We start from the raw sequence: 19,980 nt of genomic DNA, 5'->3' as shown, positions 1-19,980 counted from the left end.
ATTTCTAAACGATCCGCAAGCGTATCATTCAGAAATTATCGTTAATGCTCAACTGCAAACCGCCTTGTTCCACGCTCTTGTCGCTAACACCACTGTCACTGCAATCATGCCCATTGTCTTCCGCAACTTCTGATTTAGTCGGTAACTAGAGATAACTGGGTAAGATTTACTTGTAACTTATTTCGTCGAACGAAAAAATGATCACGTTTTAAAGATCGTGATTGCGTCAAATAGGAAAATTCAGATACGATAAATATTCAAATTCACGCCAAAAACTTGCTTATTTCGCTTGGAATGTGCAAGTATTTTGGCGTGAATATTTGTATTAGTCGTGTGTCTAGAATGACAAATTGAGAAAATCGAATTTTTTAACTTCCGTTTGTCGAAGTTGCTACGTAAAATGGTTGTTCTTGCTGTGGGGTTGGCTTCCGCCTTTTTGCTGCGCGCTGCGCTTGCTGCAAAAATGGCTCCAGCCTAAAATTGGAGCCTTCAAAGTTCGAAGTCTCCAATTTACCCGTTCTGTAAGACTGCAAGAAGCATGCAGTCCAACAGAACTTTCACAGCATCACAACCATTTTCCTCCGCAACTTCTGATTTAGTCTAAACAATTGAATAACCAAGTAAGGTGTCTACATTGTTTAAGCGTCTTAATTTTTTACATCTCAACTCTGCCTTCACATCTGAGTCAGGGAACGGAGTGGAAAGTTGTTGCCGTGCTGTGAAAATGTTGTTAATCCGCGGGGACCATGCGGGTTTACAACATGGGACAAACATTAGCCTTCGCGTAGCGTGTGGAACAAGGCGGGTAGCTTCTGAGCATTAACGATAATTTCTGAATGATTCGTGTAACGAATCGTTTAGAAATTGTGGTTAAGCGCAAGAAGTTGCCTTGTGGAACACGTTTGCGAAGGCTAATGTTTGAGGCGGAAGATTTATTCGCCGAGTGCAAAGCACGAGCCGAATAAACCTGCAGCCGGCCCCACAGCGAAGGCAACAACTTTCCACGCAGTGGACTGACGGGTTTGACAACTCGACAGACAAGCAGTGGACTGACGGGTTTGACAACTCTAACAACTCGACAGACAGATAGTGGACTGACAGGTCTAAGAAGGACACAAAAAAACGGCCTCACTCCAGATAAATACCGAAGTGAAGCCGTTCAGAAAAACTGTCATTCTCAACAAACTATTATTTGAAAACTCGCGTCCCGAAAATTTCTGCGATTCCCATAACGACGAGCACCCAACCGAAGATACTGAAGAGAACCGTTAGTGAACCGAATGGATTGAAAATCATAATGAATCCGACCACAACGACCAATGCGCCATAAATGTAACTTGGCAATGTGCTACTGTTGACATAGCGTTTGTTGCTGCGTACCTGCATGATGTAGTTGATGCCGTGAATCAGCAGCACCACGCCGATGACGAATGGCAGTAGACTCAGCAGCGGCTTTGCAAACAGCCAGACGAACAGTGCACCGACAAGTTCGATAATCCCGAAAACTGTCGTCGTATTCATTGAGCCGTTAGAACTTGCTGATCGTTCTCTGAGTCCGTTGACTAAGCCGATAATTCCCATTATCAACAGGTAAAGTGCAATGACTTTGATGCTGAAGTCAATCAGCATGCCTGGCTGAATCGCAATCAATAAGCCGAATACAATAAATAAAATTGCACGTAACCACATATTTCTTTTTACATTTTTAACTAGATTATCCATAAGCCTCAACCTCCATGTTCATTATTATTTTCGCAGAAAGTGGGTCGTATCTCATCAATCTTCAGACTGATATTTCCCGGCCGCAAGTGCCAGACGAGCAACATTTAACAATAAAGAGGGAAGGAGTGATGTCACAACTCCTTCCGAAATTTAAAAAATAAATTTAACAACTCGCGAGGTGTCCTCAAAAGATTCGACGTGGCGAGTTAGCGTGTTTGGACATGATTCCAACTACTGCCGGCTGTTTTTACCGCGATATCTGCCGTCATCTGGCGGTACCAATTCTGCCAATCTACCAAGGTGCGTAATTCATTGATGTGTGGATCGTGCTCGGCCAGTTCATGATAAAGCGCCTGTAATTCAGCCTGCTCATGAGCAACTAGCGTATCCAGTAATTCTTCTTGTGTTGGCGACGAAACATCAATCAAGAAGAGATTGATATCGATGATTTGATGCTGCGGATCGCGTGTTGACAAAGTATCGAGCTCACCTGAACGGAATAACTGCAGATAGAACTCAAGAAAGGCGTGCGCGGTTTGATCTTGACGGTAATTACTGATGATGATTTGCTTTAATAACATAGTTTCCTCCTTATTTTAGTTTGGCAAATACGAATCGACCGGAACGTTATTTTGGACACGGTCAAGTCATCATGACTTCGAAAATAGAAGTCACTCATCAGATTGAGGATAGAGTGACTTAGAAAGGTCAAACATCTTCAAAAAAAGTCGTGCTCAGATCGCGTTTCAATCGATACTACTGACAGAGTGGATATTTGTCCCAAATATTACCGCCTTTATTATAGGCTTGTGGGGGGATTTTGGTAAGGAAACTGTTTTCAATCACAGCTAGATTCATTTTTCGAAAGAATTTTTATTAAATCATGAACGTTATGGAATCAATTTATGGGCTACAATAGTTTTTGTTGATACAGGGATTGTGTTTAACACTATTGAGAAGTGATCAGTGATCTTCGGGGGGAGATCGTGATGACGTTTGTTATCTCGAGTACATAGATAAGATAGTTCGTAACTATCGGACTGAAAGAGCTGCGCAGAGCGCGGCTCTTTTTTTGCGTCCTGAATTGGAAGTGCTGTTAACTGAAGTTGCTGTGGAAATAGTACGCTACAGGAAAAATGGGTGACATGCTTGTGGGGCCGGTTCCAGCTCTTTAGAAGCAAGCTTCTAAAGGAGCTTCCACCTTAAAATTGAGCCTTCGTTGCACGAAGTCTCAATTTTATCCCATGTTGTCAGATCTGCATCACTCGTGACGCAGATCAACAACATTTTCACAGCGTGTCAACCATTTTCCCCTCCGCTACCAGAAATTAATGGCTAAATCGGTTTGACGCAGCTCTTCACATTTTCATAACAGTCATTCTTTTTTGAACATGATTATGCTATACTGCATACTAGGTGCATTTTAGTGATTATGAATACAAAGGAAGTAAATTATGGATAGCAATCATAATGACGGTCAGCTTCAAAGACCAGCTACACCACATCATCATCACCACCATCATCATCGCAAACATACTTTGCGTAAAATAATCATTTGGGCATTGGTTGCCATCGTTGTTGTTGTGCTAGGCTATGCAAGCTGGTTCTTCTTCACGGCTAAGCATGCACTCGATTCTAGTTATAAATCTGCGGGTGAGACGCAAGCGGCTAAGACAGTTATTGATGCTAAGAAGCCATTAAGTATCTTATTAATGGGTGCAGATACCGGTGCCTTTGGTCGTGATTATCAGGGCCGTACGGATACGATGATCATTGCAACAATTAATCCTAAGAAGAAACAAACGACTTTAACGAGTTTAGCCCGCGATACAATGGCAGAGCTTGTTGGGACCGATAAATTTAATTATCAGCGACTTAACGCAGCTTATGAGGTTGGCGGTTCTAAAATGGCACTTCGTTCGATTTCCACGTTAGTTAACGTGCCGCTAGAGTATTACGTCACCATCAACATGGGTGGTCTTTCGAAGATTGTTGAGGCAGTTGGTGGCGTTGATGTTGACGTGCCGTTTACATTTACTTATGAAAAGAAGACCTTCACTAAAGGCAAGATGCATTTGAATGGTGAGCAGGCACTGGCATACTCACGGATGCGTTACGATGATCCTCAGGGCGATTATGGTCGTCAAGCGCGTCAACGCCAAGTGATCACATCAGCAATCAAGGCGGCAGTTTCAACGCGGACCTTGACGAATTTCCAAGATGTGCTGAAGCAAGTTTCTAAAAACATGACGACCAACTTAACGTTCAATGATATGGTCAGCATTTTCAAAGATTATCGGGGTTATGCGAAGACAATCAAAGATGATCACCTTCACGGCGTGAATGCCATGTGGGGACAGGCAATGATCCAGATTCCATCGACGACAGAGCTTCAACGATTATCTGACAATCTACGTTCAGAGATGGGCTTACCGAAAGAAACACTTGATAATCAAGAGACGCGTCAGAATCGCCTGAATGTTCAAAACGGTTTCAGTTTCACAAGTACTGATTCCAAGCAACAATTCCACGTTTATTCGCCACAGAGCGACACGGCTGAGACCACGAAGTAAATTAAACGGGTTCTATCAAACTCAACCCTGTTAAGATAACTTATTCAATAGACCAATTCTAGGAGTAAATCATGGACCAAACAATTAGCATTGAAAGTATCCTCAAAATTCTACGTAAACATCTGCGCCTGATCATCGCTTCGACAATTGCCTGCCTGCTGGTTTCAGCTGTGGCAACGTATGCCTTCATGACCCCTAAGTATCAGGCGGGTGTGGATATCTTGGTGAATCGAAAGCAAGAGAACAATATCAACAATCAACTGAGTGATCAACAAGCCGATGTTCAGATGATCAACACCTATAAAGACATCATCACGAAGTCAGTTACTCTGACGCCAGTGCGCAAAGAAGTTCGCGAGCAACTGGGCTATGATATTTCAACTTCTGAATTGCAAGGCATGATCAGTGTGACGAACCAACAGAATTCGCAAGTTTTTACAATTAACGTGACCGACACAGATGCGGCTCGTTCCGCAACGATTGCAAATATTATCGCCAAGACTTTCCAAAAGAAAGTGAAGCAGATTTTATCGATCAATAACGTCACGATTATTGCCAGTGCAACGAAGCCTAAGTCAGCCGTTTCACCACGTAAAAAGTTAAACTTGATGATTGGTTTTGTTTTGGGTCTATTGATTGGTGTTGGTCTGGCCTTCCTCCGGGAATTGACCGATCATAATGTTAAAGATATCGATTATTTGACTGACGAATTAGGCTTGACCAAGTTAGGCATTGTCTCTCATTATCATACGGGGAGTAAGAAGTCTGGTCACCGCAAACATCAGAATCTTCGTACGCGCGAACAATTCGTGCCGCTCTCACCGATTGTTGATCGACCTGAGGTGAAAACGACAACACAGACGACAGGTTCGACGCCAATTGAGCCATTACGTCGTACACCGACAAAACGTGTCTAAGGAGGTCAAATAATGTTCAATCGAAAAAATAAAGGACCAGAACCCGTTGCACCTGCAAATTTATTTACGGTCAACGAACCATCGTCTGTCATTGCCGAACAGGTTAAAACAATTCGAACCAACGTCAGCTTTGCCCAACAAGCACAAAGTTTACGAACAATCATGGTCACTTCAGCGATGGCTTCAGAGGGTAAATCGATCGTGACTGCTAACTTGGCGGTCGAATTCGCCCAAGCTGGTAAACGTGTGGTGTTGATTGATGCCGATTTACGCCGTTCAACCGTTAATCGTACGTTTAGAATTCGGGAAGTTAATCGTGGCTTGACCAACTATCTTGTTCGTCAAATTGATGATATTACCGAAGTTTGCCATCCAACGATGGTTGAAAACTTGGCGGTTATTCCGAGTGGCCCGACACCACCGAATCCAGCCGAGCTGATTGGCAGTCCATTGATGGCAACCGTCTTTGATCAATTGAAACAATATTTCGATTTGATTATCGTCGACGCACCGCCAATCCTGCCGGTGACTGATGGTCAGATTCTTTCAAACATGGTCGATGGCGTGATTTTAGTCGTTCGTCAGAACTACACCGATAAACGTGCTGTGGTAGATACCAAGGAACGTCTCGAACAAGCACAAGCTAACATTCTAGGTGTTGTTTTAAACGATGTGAGATCAGAGGGCCATTCGGGATACTACAACAACGGAGATGGTTACTATGGCTACGAATACTCCGAGAAAAAATAGCCTCATCGACCTACATTGTCATATCTTACCTGGCCTCGATGATGGCTCAAAGAGTGTTGAAGAATCGCTTGAGCTTGCGGATGCCGCCGTTCGAGAAGGTATCGGTTATATTCTCTGCACACCGCATCACCTTGACCGCAATTATACTAACCATGGACTTGATGTCGTTCAAAAAGTACACGACTTCCAGAAGATTCTTGATGAGCAGGCTATCCCTTTAACTCTTTTCCCGGGACAAGAGGTTCATCTGAATGGGGATCTTGACCAGCGTGTTGAGGACCTATTAGGCATTGATTCCGCCATGCGCTATCTCTTAGTCGAGTTACCACGCGAAGAAGTGCCAACTTACACGACGGAACTTTTCTTTCAACTCAGCATGCGGGGAATCACGCCAGTCATTGCACACCCTGAACGCAACGCGCGCATCAAGGCGGATCCCGAAATTCTCTATGATTTCATTAGCAATGGCGCCTTAGGACAATTGACCGCCACCAGTTTAGTCGGTGTCTTTGGTAAAGGCGTTCAGAAATTCTCACAAGAATTGATTACCCACGGTCTCGTTCACATTATCGCCTCAGACGCCCACATGTTACCTAACCGCCAGTTTGCACTCAAGGAAGGGTATCTGGCACTCGACGCATTAGACCGCGCGTACGGGCCACAATTTTACGAAAATTCGAAGCACCTGATCAACGGTGAGGACATTGATCATCGAATTCCACTCACATTACTGAAAAAACGTAAAAGGTTCTTCTAAACCACTGTTTAATTGATCACATCAAAAAAGTAGCCGATTGAGATCTAGAATCAAAGCCTGAACAAGTTCAGTTTTATTCAGATTAAAACGACTATATTTTTCGGAATCAAACTTGTGAAATACCCAAAAAGTCGAATGCACAAATAAAATAAATGGTAGATAAACACTGGATTCACGTCACTTATCAAGAAGTAACATAAATGTAATAATGGGATAAAGGTTAATCAATCGACATTTGAGAGCTTACAGAAAACGAACGTTATTTATAGTCTTTTCACAAGTATAAAAATCATCTATGATGTAGATACAACAATTTCGGATATATTGATAAGGGTTTATATATTGAACATGTATTTGAACCTTTAGATAATCGTTTGATGGTTATTGGTAACATGGGTCAGGGTAGCTATTTGGAGGAATAAGAATGAATCGTCGAACTAAAAAAATGGTTTTGATGCTGGTTGATGTCATTTTGGTAGTTTTAGCTAATGAGATGGCATTCTTTTTTGTGGATCGATATGTTTCCTTATCCGGTATTTATTTTGTGTTAACAATTATTTCAGAAGCCGGCTTGTATCTAATCATTGCCAATTCTGTTCGTGTGTTTTCGAAAATAAATCGATACACAAGTATTAAAGAAGTAAGTTCAATTGCCTTGGCGGTGACAGCGGCCTATCTGGTCACGCTAATTGGATTGATTGTTTTCCGAACAGGTTTCAGCGCGCGTCACTTTGTCCTTACATATTTATTTGCATTGTTGTTTATCGCGGGCAGTCGATTAACGTGGCGTTATTATGTTGAATTCTTAATGCATCGCAATGGGTTAAAAAATGGTCGACTAATTCCGACATTATTAGTTGGCGCCGGTGATGGTGCTAGCGTGTTACTGAATCGCCTTTCTTATGATCAACCTGACATAAACGTGGTCGGCTTAGTTGATGATGACGCGGATAAGCAAGGCACTTGGATCCATGGTGTCAAGGTGTTAGGAACCTTGAAGGATTTGCCTAATCTGATCAAACAAAATGAAATTGAACAGGTTACTATCGCCATTCCAAGTTTGCCTGCAGCCGGTTATGATCAGCTGATGACGGCATTGCGTGAGACAAAAGTCACAATCAATAGAATGCCCAAGCTGGATGATATCTTAAGCGATAAGAGTAATGCCGGCCAACTTCAAGATATTAATGTTGCTGATCTCCTCGAACGTCCAGAAGTTCGACTGGATATGAGCCAAATTTCAGATCGAATCACTAAAAAGGTGATATTAGTTACAGGTGCTGGCGGTTCCATTGGTTCTGAGATTGTGCGCCAAGTTTCTAAATTCAGCCCCAAACAAGTACTCTTGCTCGGTCATGGTGAAAATTCGATTTATATGATTACTCGCGAGATGCGGAAACGTTACCCAGATGATCATATCAAGTTTGTACCGCTTATCGGTGATATTCAAGATCGGCAACTCATGTTCGACTTGATGGCCGAGTACAAACCAGATATCGTCTATCATGCGGCTGCACATAAACATGTCCCTCTAATGGAATACAACCCACACGAAGCCATCAAAAATAACGTCTTTGGTACTAAGAACGTCGCTGATGCTGCAAAGGCGGCGAACGTGACGACCTTTGTCATGATTTCGACCGATAAGGCAGTTAACTCCTCTAGTGTCATGGGTTCAACTAAGCGGATGGCTGAGATGATCGTTACTGGAGAGAATGAACCTGGCAAGACACACTTTGCCGTTGTGAGATTTGGGAATGTTCTGGGGAGTCGCGGGAGTGTTATTCCGCTGTTTGAACGTCAAATCAAAGCCGGCGGTCCGCTGACCCTAACTGATAAACGGATGACCCGTTACTTTATGACGATTCCTGAAGCGAGTCGTCTCGTAATTCAGGCAGGTGCATTGGCTAAGGGCGGCGAACTATTCATTTTGGATATGGGTCAGCCAGTTAAAATCTTAGATCTTGCCAAGAATGTCATTCGTTTGTCCGGACATACAGAAGCAGAAATCGGGATCAAAGAAGTCGGAATGCGCCCTGGTGAAAAGCTTTATGAAGAGTTAGTTACTGATGCAGAAAAAACGAACAAAAAAGTTTACGATAAAATTTCGTTGGGGCATGTGTCACATTACAACATTGAAGACATCATCAAGGTTGCACAACATTTGTTAACGCTAGATGATGACAGTCTCTCAACAGAAATCGTTGAATATTCAAACCAACATAACGGGCAAGAGAAAACTCGAACTGAGTAAAACAGGGAGAATTAATATGTACATTCATTATTTAAAACGGGACATTGATTTCATACTGGCATTACTGGGGTTAATTATCTTATCGCCGTTGTATCTGTTCATCATTATTGCGATTAAATTAGACTCTAAGGGGCCAGTCTTGTTTGAGCAAGAACGAATCGCAAAAGACAAAGCCATATTTAAAATTTATAAGTTTCGTACGATGAGAATTGATACACCCCACAATATGCCTACACATATGCTAGCTCATGCTGGTAATTATATTACCCGTGTAGGGGCAATCTTACGGAAGACCAGTCTCGATGAATTGCCACAACTTCTAAACATTCTCAAGGGCGATATGAGTATTATTGGACCACGCCCAGCACTTTGGAATCAAAACGATTTGGTGAATGAGCGCGATAAATATCATGCCAATGATGTTAAACCAGGGTTAACCGGCTTAGCGCAAATCAGTGGACGCGACGAATTGCCTATTCCTGTGAAAGCAGGATTTGATGGTGAATATTGTAGACATATCACATTTGCGGGTGACGTAAAAATTTTCTTCGGCACGATCACATCGGTTATGAAGCACGATGGTGTCAAAGAAGGAAAGACAATTGTTCGACCATAAGGAGCCATAATTAATGAAGAGAGTTTTAATCACTGGGAAAAATAGTTATATTGGTGAAAGTTTTAGAAAATATGTTGAAGCAAATCATAGAGAAGAAATTCAGATCGATGTAATTTCTGTACGTGGGAACGCATGGAAATCACGCGATTTTTCTGTATATGATACAGTATTTCATGTTGCTGGCAAGGCACACGCAGACGTGAGCCATGTTTCTGAAGCAGTTAAGCAAGAATATTACGCAGTTAATCGTGATCTAGCCGTTGCAGTAGCTCAGAAGTATCGCTCTGAGCGCAACGGCTTTTCGCAATTTATTTACATGAGTTCAATCATTGTATATGGACAAAAGATAGATCATATTGTTGCAGAAACACCAACTAATCCAGCTAATTTTTATGGAGATAGTAAATTACAAGCAGAACGAAGCTTACAAAAAATGACCGATGTAAATTTTCAGGTACTTATTATTCGACCACCAATGATTTATGGGCCGAATAGTAAGGGAAACTTTCCATCTCTTGTTAAAATTGCCAAGATATCTCCGGTTTTTCCGAAAATAACTAATCAGCGGTCGATGCTCTTCGTTGATAATTTGGCTGAGTTTATCTCTCAATTGATTATCAAAAGTCAATTGACCGCTACATACTTCCCACAAAACAAGGAATATGTGAATACAACTGATTTAGTCAAAATGATCAGAACAATACGAGGTAACAATGTCATCTTAGTCTCAGGGATGAATTCACTACTACATCTGCTAATGAATCATGACAATAGCATGATTGGGGCATATGCGAACAAAGCATTTGGGTCATTGGTATATGATAAAGGGCTATCTAAATCATCAGATATGTTATTGAATGATTATCAAGTCGTTTCGTTTAAAGAATCAATCAGGAGGTCGCTCTAATGTCCAAATCAATGCTGATGATCACATCTGTTGCATCAATGATCCAACAATTTAATATGGATAATATAGCCACTCTACAAGGACTCGGTTATCAGGTGCATGTGGCAACAAATTTTGAACACGGAAGTACGATGAGCCCAGAAGAAAATCAGAAATTGAAACTAAAATTAAAACAAATTGGTGTGTATACACATCAGGTAGATTTTCCACGAGGAATTGGAACACCTAGAACGTTGAAAATTGCAATGGGTCAATTGATTAAAATAACGAAGGAAAACAAATTCTATTTTATTCACTGCCAGTCTCCCGTTGGTGGAGTCTGTGGACGAATTGTTGGACATAAATATCATGTTAAAGTTATATACACTGCACACGGATTTCAGTTCTTTCATGGCAGTTCAAAATTAAGTTGGTTAATGATTTACCCCGTAGAAAAATTTCTGTCGCGTTACACAGACGTTCTGATTACTGTGAATCAAGAAGACACAAAGCTTGCAAAAGAGAAATTTCATGCTAAATCAGTTAGATATGTTCCAGGAATTGGGATAGATGTGGAACATATACAGAGTATTACTGTTGATCGTGCTAGAAAGCGCAGAGAATTGGGGATTCCTGAAGATGCAACAGTAATTCTGTCTGTTGGAGAATTAAATGTGAATAAGAACCATTCAAGTGTACTAAAAGCACTTAGCGCTCTTAATCAAAGCAATATTTTTTACGTTATTTGTGGAATTGGTGAAAAAAAAGACGAGTTATTGAAAATTGCTCAATCAAATGGTTTTGCTGAACATTTCAAGTTATTAGGGTATAGAACTGATGTGTTAGAAATAATGAAGACAGTAGATGTTTTTGTATTTCCATCGTTTAGAGAGGGTTTACCTGTATCACTAATGGAAGCAATGGCGGCAGGGCTTCCAATCGTTGCATCAAATATTCGAGGTAATGTAGATTTAATTGAAAATGGGCTGAATGGATATTTAGTGGATCCAAAAAGTGTGAACGAATTAGTAGAATACATTCATCACTTAACTAATGATGACAAACAATTGAGATCCTTTATTTTGGAAGGTTATAAAAAAGTATCATCTTTTAGCACAACAATAGTAAGAGAATATATGCAAGATATCTATAGCTCTTTTTAAAATATTAGTATGAAGGTGTTAGTTGATGACAAAACCAATTCGTGTGCTACATGTTATTGGAAAGATGGATCGTGCCGGTGCTGAGACTATGATAATGAGTTTATATCGACGAATAGATCGTAATAAAATACAGTTTGATTTTATGGTTCACTCGCGTGACAAAGGCGATTTTGATGATGAAATCAAATCACTAGGTGGTAAAATTTACTATATGCAGAAGTTTAACATGGTGAATTTCTTTTCTTATCATCATGCGTGGAAGTCTTTTTTAAAAGTACATCCAGAATATCATGTGATACATGGTCATATTGGAAGCTCCGCATTTATATATTTATCAATTGCTAAGTCGCTTGGTCGGAAAACTATAGTGCATAGCCACAATTCATTCTCTGATGGGTTCAATGTACATGATCATGTTATTAGCTTATTGAATTACCATAACAAAGATTTTGTAGATGAAATTTTGGCTGCATCGATTCAAGCGGGTAAAGATCGATTTGGAAAAAACGTTGTTAAACGAGATAATTTCCATGTGTTTAATAACGCAATTGATTCAAGTGGTTTTTTGTATTCAGTAGATAAGCGCAATGAAATTCGTCGTTTATTAGGTATTTCCCCTGATAGTTTTGTTATGGGGAATGTTGGTCGCCTAGTAGAGGCAAAGAATCAGAAGAGGTTGATAAGTATTTTTCATCAAGTCACTAAGAGAGATCCGGATTCACAACTTTTGATTCTTGGCAAGGGCCCTTTGAAAAATGATTTACTTAGTTTAACTCAAGAATACCAAATTGATTCTCAAGTACACTTTGTTGGCGTTACAGACGACGTTGCAGATTATCTATCAGCAATGGATGTGTTTGTCTTCCCATCACTACATGAAGGCTTGGGAATCTCATTGATTGAGGCACAGTGTGCTGGATTACCATGTATTGCATCTGATGCTGTTCCAGTTGAAGCGATGGTTTCATCGTTACTAGTATTTGAATCTTTAAAAAAAGCAGATTCTCAATGGGTTGACACAATCATTAAAAATAAAGAAATATATTCAAAGCAGCATAGACAATCACACACCGATGATATAAAAAAAGCTCATTATGATATTTCACAAACGTTACCTCAAATATCAAATTTATATTTACGGTTATCTGGAGGTAATGATGACAATTCTGACGATAATAACGCCCACGTATAATCGGGTTTCAACATTAAAAAAATGCTGGGAATCTTTATGTAAGCAATCGAATAAAAAATTTCAATGGCTGATTATTGATGATGGAAGTACTGATATGACACAGCAACTGGTTGAACATCTAAAGAATAAAACTGTAGATTTTGAGATCGATTATTATGTTAAACCGAATGGTGGGAAACATACGGCGTTGAACTATGCACATTCCTTTATCAAGGGTGAGTATGTGATGATACTTGATAGTGATGATATTTTAACAACGGATGCCGTGGATACCGTGGCTTCTGAATGGAAGAAAATAGCAGATAATTCCAAGATTGCTGGTATAACATTTATGAAGAGCAAAGCGGATGGTATTCCTCTTGCAAAAATGCCAGTAGACAGAATTCTATCAGATCATATTGAGTTTAGAGTTAATCGGAATATAAATGGCGATTGCTGTGAAACATTGAGAACTAGTGCTTTTAAGCAATACCGTTTTCCAGAAATTTCAGGGGAAAAATTTCTAGGTGAGGGGATGCTATGGACAACATTAGCGTTGTCTTATTGCACGCTATATATTAATCAAGTTATATATATTGCTCCGCAATATTTAAGCACAGGATTAACTATGGCAGGTAGGAAAATGCGCTTGCAGAACCTAAAAGGGGCATTACTGAATTGTGAACTGCATATGAATAAGAGGATTAAGATTCAAATACGTATAAAAAACGCGCTATTGAAATCTTGTTATTCTTTTTTTCTGCGAAAAAATATTGCTCAAATCATTAAAGAGACACATTATAAATTGTTAATATTTTTTGCTATTCCCTTTGGTTATGTACTGTATCATTATTGGTATAAAAAGTATAGGAGTGCCTAACTATGTGGATTTATTCATTAGTTTTTTTGTTTGCAACAACGCTACTTCTATTTAGTACGCTAATTCCCAAAAAACAATATCGTAATTTAATAGCAATCGTTCCAATAGGTATTCTAAGCATTATTACCGGAACGCGTTATTACATGGGTGGGTATGATATTTATAATTACGACAATACATTTAATATAACCCCAGTGTTGAATGATTTTCATTTGTTAGATACGATCAAAAGCTCTGGCCTTTTTGGATCCGAAATTGGATATAAATTTCTTAATAGTTTAATAAAGACACTTGGATTTAATTTCTTTGGGTTTACTTTAATTGTTTCCGTGTTTTTTTATGTTTGCGTTTATGCCGGATTATCCAATTTTACAAATAATATGAATCTGATTGTTGTGGTGATGATGTATAAGGCTTTCTTAGGATTGACGTTTGTATACATGCGACAGTGTATTGCTGTTGGCATTTTTCTATTGTCAATAAAGTACTTGCGTGAAGGTAAATTCTTAAAATATTGTATTCTCATTCTGATAGCATCCACCATTCACTTTGCAACTATATTTTTAATACCACTTTATTTATTAAGATATGTTAAATTAACTAAGAAGCGAATAATTATTTACTCCATAGTATTTACTTTAACTATCTTCATATCAATGCTCAATATTAATGTGCTAAGTCATTTAGGAGTGTTATCGTCTTTATTCTCGGGCTCAGCACAAGATAAAATTGACTCGGTTGCTGGTTCCGGTAATGCGTATCAGGGTGGAACCAACCTTTTGCATTTGGCCGAGTTTTTGGTTTTAGATATTTTTTTAATTTTAGGGTTTGATAGAATTAAGTTAGATAAAAATAAAGAGATTATGATTAAACTATTTTTATGTATCCTACCGTTTTATTCTTTATTTGTTAATGAAGGTATCCTTGTTAGAATGCCGTTTTATCTATTATTGTCATACGGCATGGTGATTGAATACTTAGTCGAAAATAAAAGCGTTGGGATTAAATTGATTATCTATTCGGCTGTGTCAGTAATTTGTTTTCTAGGTATGTATAAGTACGTTTCACAATTTGATGGTGGAATTATGATGACATATCGAAGTTTCCTTCAATATGGCTTGTCAATTTTTAGATAGGGGCAATTATGAAAGTACTTAAGAACTTTTTATATACATCGGGATATCAGATATTCTCAATAATTGTTCCAATTATTACAACACCTTATATTTCCAGAAGACTTGGGCCTTCTGGGGTGGGCGTTAATGCGTTCTCTTTGTCAATGGTTCAGGTATTTGTACTATTTGCATATTTGGGAACACAAAAATATGGCAATAATATAATTTCAAAGAACAGAGATTCACCTTCAAGGCTACTTGTTTGTTTTAAGAGCATCTATTTGAACCAAATTTTGACAACAACAGTTACATTATTTCTGTATTTTTTTTATGTAATAAACTTTGTGGATAAGTATCAACAACTTTATTTAATTCAGGGATTATACTTAGTTAGTGTATACTTTGATGTCTCGTGGTTTTTTCAAGGTAAGGAAGATTTTCGAACGACTGTTGTCCGTGGGATGGGCAGTAAACTTCTTGGGATGACTTTGATCTTTGTTATGATTCATGGGCCCGAAGATACATTACTGTATGGACTAATTCTGGCGGCTTCTAGCGTAATGGCTAATGTAGTAATGTGGCTATATGTATGGCGCGAAATTGATTTAAAACAATTTTTGTTAAAAAAAATTCATTTAAAACCGTTTATTGACCAATTAAAGGCTATTATCACTTATTTTATACCTGTTGCTTTTTTGCAACTTACGACTTTGATGTATCAATTAATTTTAGGTTGGAATACCAATAATATACAAGTTGCGTATTATGCAAATGCAACAAAAATTGTGTCCATTCCACTTTATATTATCACGTCTTTTATAACTGTTATGTTTCCTCGAATGTCATATGAACTTTCAATGAAAGAAAACGATAATAAATCAAACAGTCTACTGAAAAGTTCCATTGAGATAACCATGCTGTTGTCTGTTCCCCTAACGTTCGGGTTGATTGCTATCTCTCCCAATTTTGTTTCTTGGTTTTTTGGAAATGGATTTAGTCAGGTTTCACCAGTTATGATTGTATTGAGCTTAAGAATAGTTCCCGCAACATTAAATGAGGCGTTTGGATATTTATATTTAATGGCCTCTGGTAGGGCATTATCATATAGCCGAGCACTAAGCGTTGGTGGAGTTGTAAGCTTGGTTTTAAATTATTGTGTGACATTGTCGGGTGGGGCTATTGCTACAGCTTGGGTTGCGGTTGTATCAGAAACGCTAATATTGTTAGTGATACTTTCATTCTCAGCTTCAAAAATAAAAGCTCTCAGAAACAGCTTAATTACACGTTCTATTCTTTATTCAATTGTTATGTTTATACCGATATATTTAATTGGCCGATCAGCGAAGGGAATCCAAACAACCATTATTCAAATTGTGTTGGCAATATTAATATATGGAACATTAATTTTAGTTTTTGAGAGACATAATTTGTTGAATTCATTAAGGAGCCTGAAAAGATGAAAGCTGTAATAAAAAAAATAGTTAAGTATAACCCATTTATTTATGCAGTCTATTATTATCTATGCAGTTTTCTTCTCAAGATTCTTGGCTATTTTGTGAGAACTCATTCGGATACGATTTTATTTATGAGTTTCGGCGGAAGGAGCTTCTCTGATAGTCCCAAAGAAATTTACAATTATTTGGAATCAAGAGGCCCTAACGACTTGCAAATGATTTGGGCATTCGAAAGACCGGAAGAAGTTGAATCTGTTGATGACAGTCATAAAGTCAAAGTTGATACCCTTAAATTCTTTCTTGTTGCGCTCAGAGCAAAGGTTTGGGTAACAAATTCATCAATAGAACGAGGGCTAAAATTCAAAAAGCGCAACACTATATATTTTAATACGTGGCATGGTACTCCACTCAAAAAAATGGGATTGGATATTAAGAATAATCAGTCATTTAGCTCAAGAGCGGATTTCAATCGTATAGATAAATTTACAGTACAAAGTGATTATGAATGTGACATATTTTCTAGAGCGTTTGGAATCGATTCTTCTAAGATATTCAAAGTTGGATTGCCTCGGAATGACGACTTAACACACCAAGTTCAGCGTCGAGAGGATCTTAGAAGAAAATTTGGTTTTACAGATTCTGATCAAATCATACTTTATACGCCAACTTTTAGAGAATTCGAACATAATTCTCTTCATCAGATTACCAGCAATTCCTATATGTTAATGATAGAACTGGTCAAAAAACTACCAGCAAATTACAAAATTTTATCCAGGTCACACTACGAAGTAGATGTTATTAAGCATGGAGACGAAATATCTGACAGGATAATAGATGTTTCAAGATACCCAGATCTTAATGAGCTAATGCACGTCTCAGATATGCTTGTTTCGGACTATTCAAGTGTAATCTTTGACTATTCAATCACCGAGAAACCAATTTTTATTTTTTCTTTTGATTTCGAGGATTATCAAAAGATGCGCGGAATGTATTTTAATATTGAAGATAATCTTTTGTCATCAAGGACAACTGATGGATTAAGTCAAAATATATTGAATAGTCAAGAATCAGCAATACAACATGTCAAGAAATTTAAAAAACAATATGTAAACTTCTTTGGTACTGCAACCAAACAAAGTTGCCAGTATATACTTAAGGCTATGCAAGATTAAGCATTGAAACGTGTCGTCTGGTATTAGCCAGATGAAGAAATCGGTTCATACGCTTTTACTTATTGTGGTATAATATTTATAGTTTGATAAAACAAAAATGTAATGTACAAATTCGGAGGTAAAAAAATGAAACGTGTGATTACTTACGGTACATTTGACCTGCTACATTATGGTCATATTAACTTATTACGGCGGGCGAAAGAATACGGGGATTATCTAATTGTGGGTTTATCAACCGATGAATTTAACTGGGATGAAAAACAGAAAAAAAGTTATTTCTCGTATGAGAAACGTAAACAATTGCTTGAGGCTATTCGGTATGTAGATCTTGTTATCCCGGAGACTGGGTGGGAACAGAAAACAACAGATATTAAGGAATATCACATTGATACTTTTGTGATGGGCGACGATTGGTCCGGTAAGTTTGACTATTTAGAGAGTAAAACCGACGCACAAGTAATTTATTTACCAAGGACACCCGAGATTTCTACTTCTCAAATCAAGAAAGATTTAAAAATATGACGTGTATTTATTTCAATGATATTTTATTGATATTAAGTTTATGCCAGCAATAATGTCAGAATCAGCTTTAAAATCATAAGTGGAAAATAAAGGAGAAGATAGATGTCTCCACACATTAAATCTTTTATCATGAACACGATTGCGTCAGGATCAATTATACCTATGAAGGTAAGAATCGGCTTATATCGATCTCAAAGCCTTAGGATAGGCAATGACGTCATTATTGGACCTCATAATTATATTTTCGCTAATAATGTAGAAATTAGCGATAATAGTTTCATCAATAATCATGTTTCTTTTCAAAACGGAGCAGGCAATGTAAAAATAAAGATCGGTAATAATGGCTCGATTGCTCCCAATGTGTTATTTGAGGGAAGCACACACATAATTGGTCCCAAAAACAAACGAGCTGGAGAAATTAAATACACGGATATTTATGTTGACGATGGTTGCTGGATAGGTTGTAACGTCACGATATTGCCTGGAATAACGATTGCCAAAGGTTGTGTAATTGGTGCGGGAGCGGTTGTAACAAAGAATACAGCTCCTAACGGTTTATATGTGGGTGTGCCTGCAAAAAGAGTTAAAGATTTAGACTAAACACAATTATTTAAACCATTATTAGTAATAATAACAACGATGGTTTTTGGAGCGTGAGAATATGGCAACAGCACTAGTAACAGGTGGAGCTGGATTTATCGGTTCTAACTTGATAGAAGAATTAGTTAAAATAACGGACAAAGTTATGGTTGTTGATGATCTTTCAATGGGGTTGGAGAGTAATCTACCAGTCTCAGATAAGATTATTTTTTATGAAAAGAGTATTACTGATTATTCTTTTATGAAGCGACTATTACTTGATGAGCGTCCGGATTATGTCTATTTGTTGGCTGCAGTTGCAAGTGTTGCGGATTCAATTGATCGTCCTTTGGAGACGCATGAAATTAATCAGAATGCAAATTTGTTTATCTTAGATACAATTCGAGTTAACAAATTGCCGGTCAAGAAAATACTATTTTCATCATCTGCCGCTGTTTACGGTGACGATCCAACTTTACCTAAGGTAGAAACAACTATGGTGAGGCCTTTGACACCGTATGCTATTGATAAATTCGCAACGGAGCGCTTTGTTATTGATTATGGTAATCTGTATGGGTTAAATACTGTTTGTGTTCGTTTCTTTAATGTATATGGACCAAGACAGAATCCGAAATCACCATATTCTGGAGTATTATCATTAATCAGCAATGCTATTATAAATGATAAACAATTTACACTTTTCGGTGATGGATCTCAAACGCGTGATTTTGTTTTTGTTGGTGATGTTGTGCAAGCACTATTGCTGTTAATGAAAACTCCAAGCGCCAGCCATGATGTGTACAATGTTGCAACAGGGACGGCTAGTAGTTTGGCTGACATTATTCAAGTTTTTGAAAAGTTGACACACAAAAAAATAGCCTTGAAGTTACAACCACCACGTTCGGGAGATATCAAGGATTCTTTAGCGGATATTAGTAAATTATCTAAGCTTGGATATCAGCCTCAATTCGATGTTGAACACGGTGTGGCGGTGTACCTAGAATCATTGAAATAATAAAAAAAGGATATAAGATATGTTTTTTTTAATCGGCTATACTCCTACTTAAGTAGACAAGCAAATAATCAAAGCTTGTACACTTAGGAAGGAGTTTTTTATGGGAAGAAAAGGTTCCCGCTATACATTGAAGGAAAAACTGGCGTGTATTAGCTTAGTGGAGCAGGGAATTACTCCTAACGCAGTTGGCACTCAGTACAATATTAAAGGTGAACAGATCCAGCAATGGGTCCAACGTTATCACAAAGATGGCGAAGCGGGATTAAAGCGAGCTTGGCCGCACCGTTATCCAACCGAGCTAAAGCTGGAAATCGTTCAAAAATATCTAACAAGACACACGTCATATCCTTGCATTGGGCTGGTGCTTGATTAAATTGTGGCGTTGTGAATGATCCACATGAGTGCCAGGTTTTTTAAATCGCCGATTCATTAAA

General features: G+C 38.4%; 19 protein-coding genes. 17 read left to right on the top strand and 2 right to left on the bottom strand.

The genetic code is table 11. From position 1 onward, the window contains the following. Positions 1 to 1,188 precede the first annotated feature (1,188 nt). Together FC15_RS08785 and FC15_RS08780 are read right to left on the bottom strand one after the other, a co-directional pair. A complete protein-coding gene (locus FC15_RS08785; protein ID WP_057825879.1) occupies positions 1,189 to 1,722 on the bottom strand; it encodes an HdeD family acid-resistance protein in 534 nt (177 codons plus the stop codon). Between the two features lie 206 nt (positions 1,723 to 1,928). Next, on the bottom strand, positions 1,929 to 2,303 hold the full coding sequence (locus FC15_RS08780; RefSeq protein WP_057825878.1) for a hypothetical protein: 375 nt from the start codon (positions 2,301 to 2,303) through the stop codon (positions 1,929 to 1,931). Positions 2,304 to 3,176: 873 nt separating this feature from the next. Here FC15_RS08780 and FC15_RS08775 point away from each other — a divergent pair. The 17 genes from FC15_RS08775 to FC15_RS09205 all read left to right on the top strand — a co-directional run bounded on the left by FC15_RS08775 (position 3,177) and on the right by FC15_RS09205 (position 19,919). Then, positions 3,177 to 4,295, top strand: coding sequence for an LCP family glycopolymer transferase (locus FC15_RS08775; protein ID WP_083479182.1), 1,119 nt, complete (start codon positions 3,177 to 3,179; stop codon positions 4,293 to 4,295). A 71-nt stretch (positions 4,296 to 4,366) separates the two neighbouring features. Further along, positions 4,367 to 5,212: a YveK family protein gene (locus tag FC15_RS08770; protein WP_057825877.1), complete on the top strand. Its 846-nt coding sequence runs from the start codon at positions 4,367 to 4,369 to the stop codon at positions 5,210 to 5,212. Positions 5,213 to 5,224: 12 nt separating this feature from the next. Further along, on the top strand, positions 5,225 to 5,962 hold the full coding sequence (locus FC15_RS08765; RefSeq protein WP_057825875.1) for a CpsD/CapB family tyrosine-protein kinase: 738 nt from the start codon (positions 5,225 to 5,227) through the stop codon (positions 5,960 to 5,962). Further along, complete coding sequence (locus tag FC15_RS08760) at positions 5,934 to 6,719, top strand: tyrosine-protein phosphatase (protein ID WP_057825873.1); 786 nt, start codon at positions 5,934 to 5,936, stop codon at positions 6,717 to 6,719. Before FC15_RS08765 ends, FC15_RS08760 begins: the two co-directional genes overlap by 29 nt. Positions 6,720 to 7,143: 424 nt before the next feature. Next, positions 7,144 to 8,973, top strand: coding sequence for a polysaccharide biosynthesis protein (locus tag FC15_RS08755; protein ID WP_057825872.1), 1,830 nt, complete (start codon positions 7,144 to 7,146; stop codon positions 8,971 to 8,973). 16 nt (positions 8,974 to 8,989) lie between these two features. Next, positions 8,990 to 9,589, top strand: coding sequence for a sugar transferase (locus FC15_RS08750; RefSeq protein WP_057825870.1), 600 nt, complete (start codon positions 8,990 to 8,992; stop codon positions 9,587 to 9,589). 13 nt (positions 9,590 to 9,602) lie between these two features. Further along, positions 9,603 to 10,496 carry an NAD-dependent epimerase/dehydratase family protein gene (locus FC15_RS08745; protein ID WP_057825869.1) on the top strand — a complete coding sequence of 298 codons (894 nt, stop codon included), beginning with the start codon at positions 9,603 to 9,605 and terminating at the stop codon, positions 10,494 to 10,496. After that, positions 10,496 to 11,638 carry a glycosyltransferase family 4 protein gene (locus tag FC15_RS08740; protein ID WP_057825867.1) on the top strand — a complete coding sequence of 381 codons (1,143 nt, stop codon included), beginning with the start codon at positions 10,496 to 10,498 and terminating at the stop codon, positions 11,636 to 11,638. The genes FC15_RS08745 and FC15_RS08740 overlap by 1 nt, the downstream gene beginning before the upstream one ends. 25 nt (positions 11,639 to 11,663) lie before the next feature. Continuing rightward, a complete protein-coding gene (locus FC15_RS08735) occupies positions 11,664 to 12,830 on the top strand; it encodes a glycosyltransferase (protein ID WP_057825865.1) in 1,167 nt (388 codons plus the stop codon). Continuing rightward, the gene (locus FC15_RS08730) at positions 12,796 to 13,689 is read left to right on the top strand and encodes a glycosyltransferase family A protein (protein WP_057825863.1); all 894 of its coding nucleotides are present in this window, start codon (positions 12,796 to 12,798) and stop codon (positions 13,687 to 13,689) included. Before FC15_RS08735 ends, FC15_RS08730 begins: the two co-directional genes overlap by 35 nt. A 2-nt stretch (positions 13,690 to 13,691) precedes the next feature. Next, positions 13,692 to 14,825 (top strand): EpsG family protein, encoded by a 1,134-nt coding sequence (locus FC15_RS08725; RefSeq protein WP_057825862.1) that lies wholly within the window; start codon positions 13,692 to 13,694, stop codon positions 14,823 to 14,825. 8 nt (positions 14,826 to 14,833) lie between these two features. Continuing rightward, positions 14,834 to 16,264, top strand: coding sequence for an oligosaccharide flippase family protein (locus FC15_RS08720; protein ID WP_057825860.1), 1,431 nt, complete (start codon positions 14,834 to 14,836; stop codon positions 16,262 to 16,264). Continuing rightward, on the top strand, positions 16,261 to 17,430 hold the full coding sequence (locus tag FC15_RS08715) for a CDP-glycerol glycerophosphotransferase family protein (protein ID WP_057825859.1): 1,170 nt from the start codon (positions 16,261 to 16,263) through the stop codon (positions 17,428 to 17,430). Before FC15_RS08720 ends, FC15_RS08715 begins: the two co-directional genes overlap by 4 nt. Positions 17,431 to 17,556: 126 nt before the next feature. Beyond that, entirely contained in the window at positions 17,557 to 17,952 is a 396-nt protein-coding gene (gene tagD, locus FC15_RS08710; RefSeq protein WP_057825857.1) for a glycerol-3-phosphate cytidylyltransferase, read from the top strand. 102 nt (positions 17,953 to 18,054) lie between these two features. Continuing rightward, complete coding sequence (locus FC15_RS08705) at positions 18,055 to 18,552, top strand: acyltransferase (RefSeq protein WP_057825855.1); 498 nt, start codon at positions 18,055 to 18,057, stop codon at positions 18,550 to 18,552. Positions 18,553 to 18,613: 61 nt separating this feature from the next. Next, a complete protein-coding gene (locus FC15_RS08700; protein WP_057825853.1) occupies positions 18,614 to 19,546 on the top strand; it encodes an NAD-dependent epimerase/dehydratase family protein in 933 nt (310 codons plus the stop codon). A gap of 100 nt (positions 19,547 to 19,646) precedes the next feature. After that, positions 19,647 to 19,919, top strand: coding sequence for a helix-turn-helix domain-containing protein (locus FC15_RS09205; RefSeq protein WP_057825852.1), 273 nt, complete (start codon positions 19,647 to 19,649; stop codon positions 19,917 to 19,919). The last annotated feature ends 61 nt before the right edge of the window (positions 19,920 to 19,980 follow it).

This window comes from Lapidilactobacillus concavus DSM 17758, from assembly GCF_001435835.1.
Classification (GTDB): domain Bacteria; phylum Bacillota; class Bacilli; order Lactobacillales; family Lactobacillaceae; genus Lapidilactobacillus; species Lapidilactobacillus concavus.
Note: the sequence above shows the minus strand (reverse complement) of the source record. Positions and strands in the feature narration are given on the sequence as shown.

Bases quoted from the DNA above. Each gene is read 5' to 3' on its own strand.
- FC15_RS08785 (WP_057825879.1), bottom strand. From the start codon at position 1,722: ATGGATAATCTAGTTAAAAATGTAAAAAGAAATATGTGGTTACGTGCA.
- FC15_RS08780 (WP_057825878.1), bottom strand. From the start codon at position 2,303: ATGTTATTAAAGCAAATCATCATCAGTAATTACCGTCAAGATCAAACC.
- FC15_RS08775 (WP_083479182.1), top strand. From the start codon at position 3,177: ATGGATAGCAATCATAATGACGGTCAGCTTCAAAGACCAGCTACACCA.
- FC15_RS08770 (WP_057825877.1), top strand. From the start codon at position 4,367: ATGGACCAAACAATTAGCATTGAAAGTATCCTCAAAATTCTACGTAAA.
- FC15_RS08765 (WP_057825875.1), top strand. From the start codon at position 5,225: ATGTTCAATCGAAAAAATAAAGGACCAGAACCCGTTGCACCTGCAAAT.
- FC15_RS08760 (WP_057825873.1), top strand. From the start codon at position 5,934: ATGGCTACGAATACTCCGAGAAAAAATAGCCTCATCGACCTACATTGT.
- FC15_RS08755 (WP_057825872.1), top strand. From the start codon at position 7,144: ATGAATCGTCGAACTAAAAAAATGGTTTTGATGCTGGTTGATGTCATT.
- FC15_RS08750 (WP_057825870.1), top strand. From the start codon at position 8,990: ATGTACATTCATTATTTAAAACGGGACATTGATTTCATACTGGCATTA.
- FC15_RS08745 (WP_057825869.1), top strand. From the start codon at position 9,603: ATGAAGAGAGTTTTAATCACTGGGAAAAATAGTTATATTGGTGAAAGT.
- FC15_RS08740 (WP_057825867.1), top strand. From the start codon at position 10,496: ATGTCCAAATCAATGCTGATGATCACATCTGTTGCATCAATGATCCAA.
- FC15_RS08735 (WP_057825865.1), top strand. From the start codon at position 11,664: ATGACAAAACCAATTCGTGTGCTACATGTTATTGGAAAGATGGATCGT.
- FC15_RS08730 (WP_057825863.1), top strand. From the start codon at position 12,796: ATGACAATTCTGACGATAATAACGCCCACGTATAATCGGGTTTCAACA.
- FC15_RS08725 (WP_057825862.1), top strand. From the start codon at position 13,692: ATGTGGATTTATTCATTAGTTTTTTTGTTTGCAACAACGCTACTTCTA.
- FC15_RS08720 (WP_057825860.1), top strand. From the start codon at position 14,834: ATGAAAGTACTTAAGAACTTTTTATATACATCGGGATATCAGATATTC.
- FC15_RS08715 (WP_057825859.1), top strand. From the start codon at position 16,261: ATGAAAGCTGTAATAAAAAAAATAGTTAAGTATAACCCATTTATTTAT.
- tagD (WP_057825857.1), top strand. From the start codon at position 17,557: ATGAAACGTGTGATTACTTACGGTACATTTGACCTGCTACATTATGGT.
- FC15_RS08705 (WP_057825855.1), top strand. From the start codon at position 18,055: ATGTCTCCACACATTAAATCTTTTATCATGAACACGATTGCGTCAGGA.
- FC15_RS08700 (WP_057825853.1), top strand. From the start codon at position 18,614: ATGGCAACAGCACTAGTAACAGGTGGAGCTGGATTTATCGGTTCTAAC.
- FC15_RS09205 (WP_057825852.1), top strand. From the start codon at position 19,647: ATGGGAAGAAAAGGTTCCCGCTATACATTGAAGGAAAAACTGGCGTGT.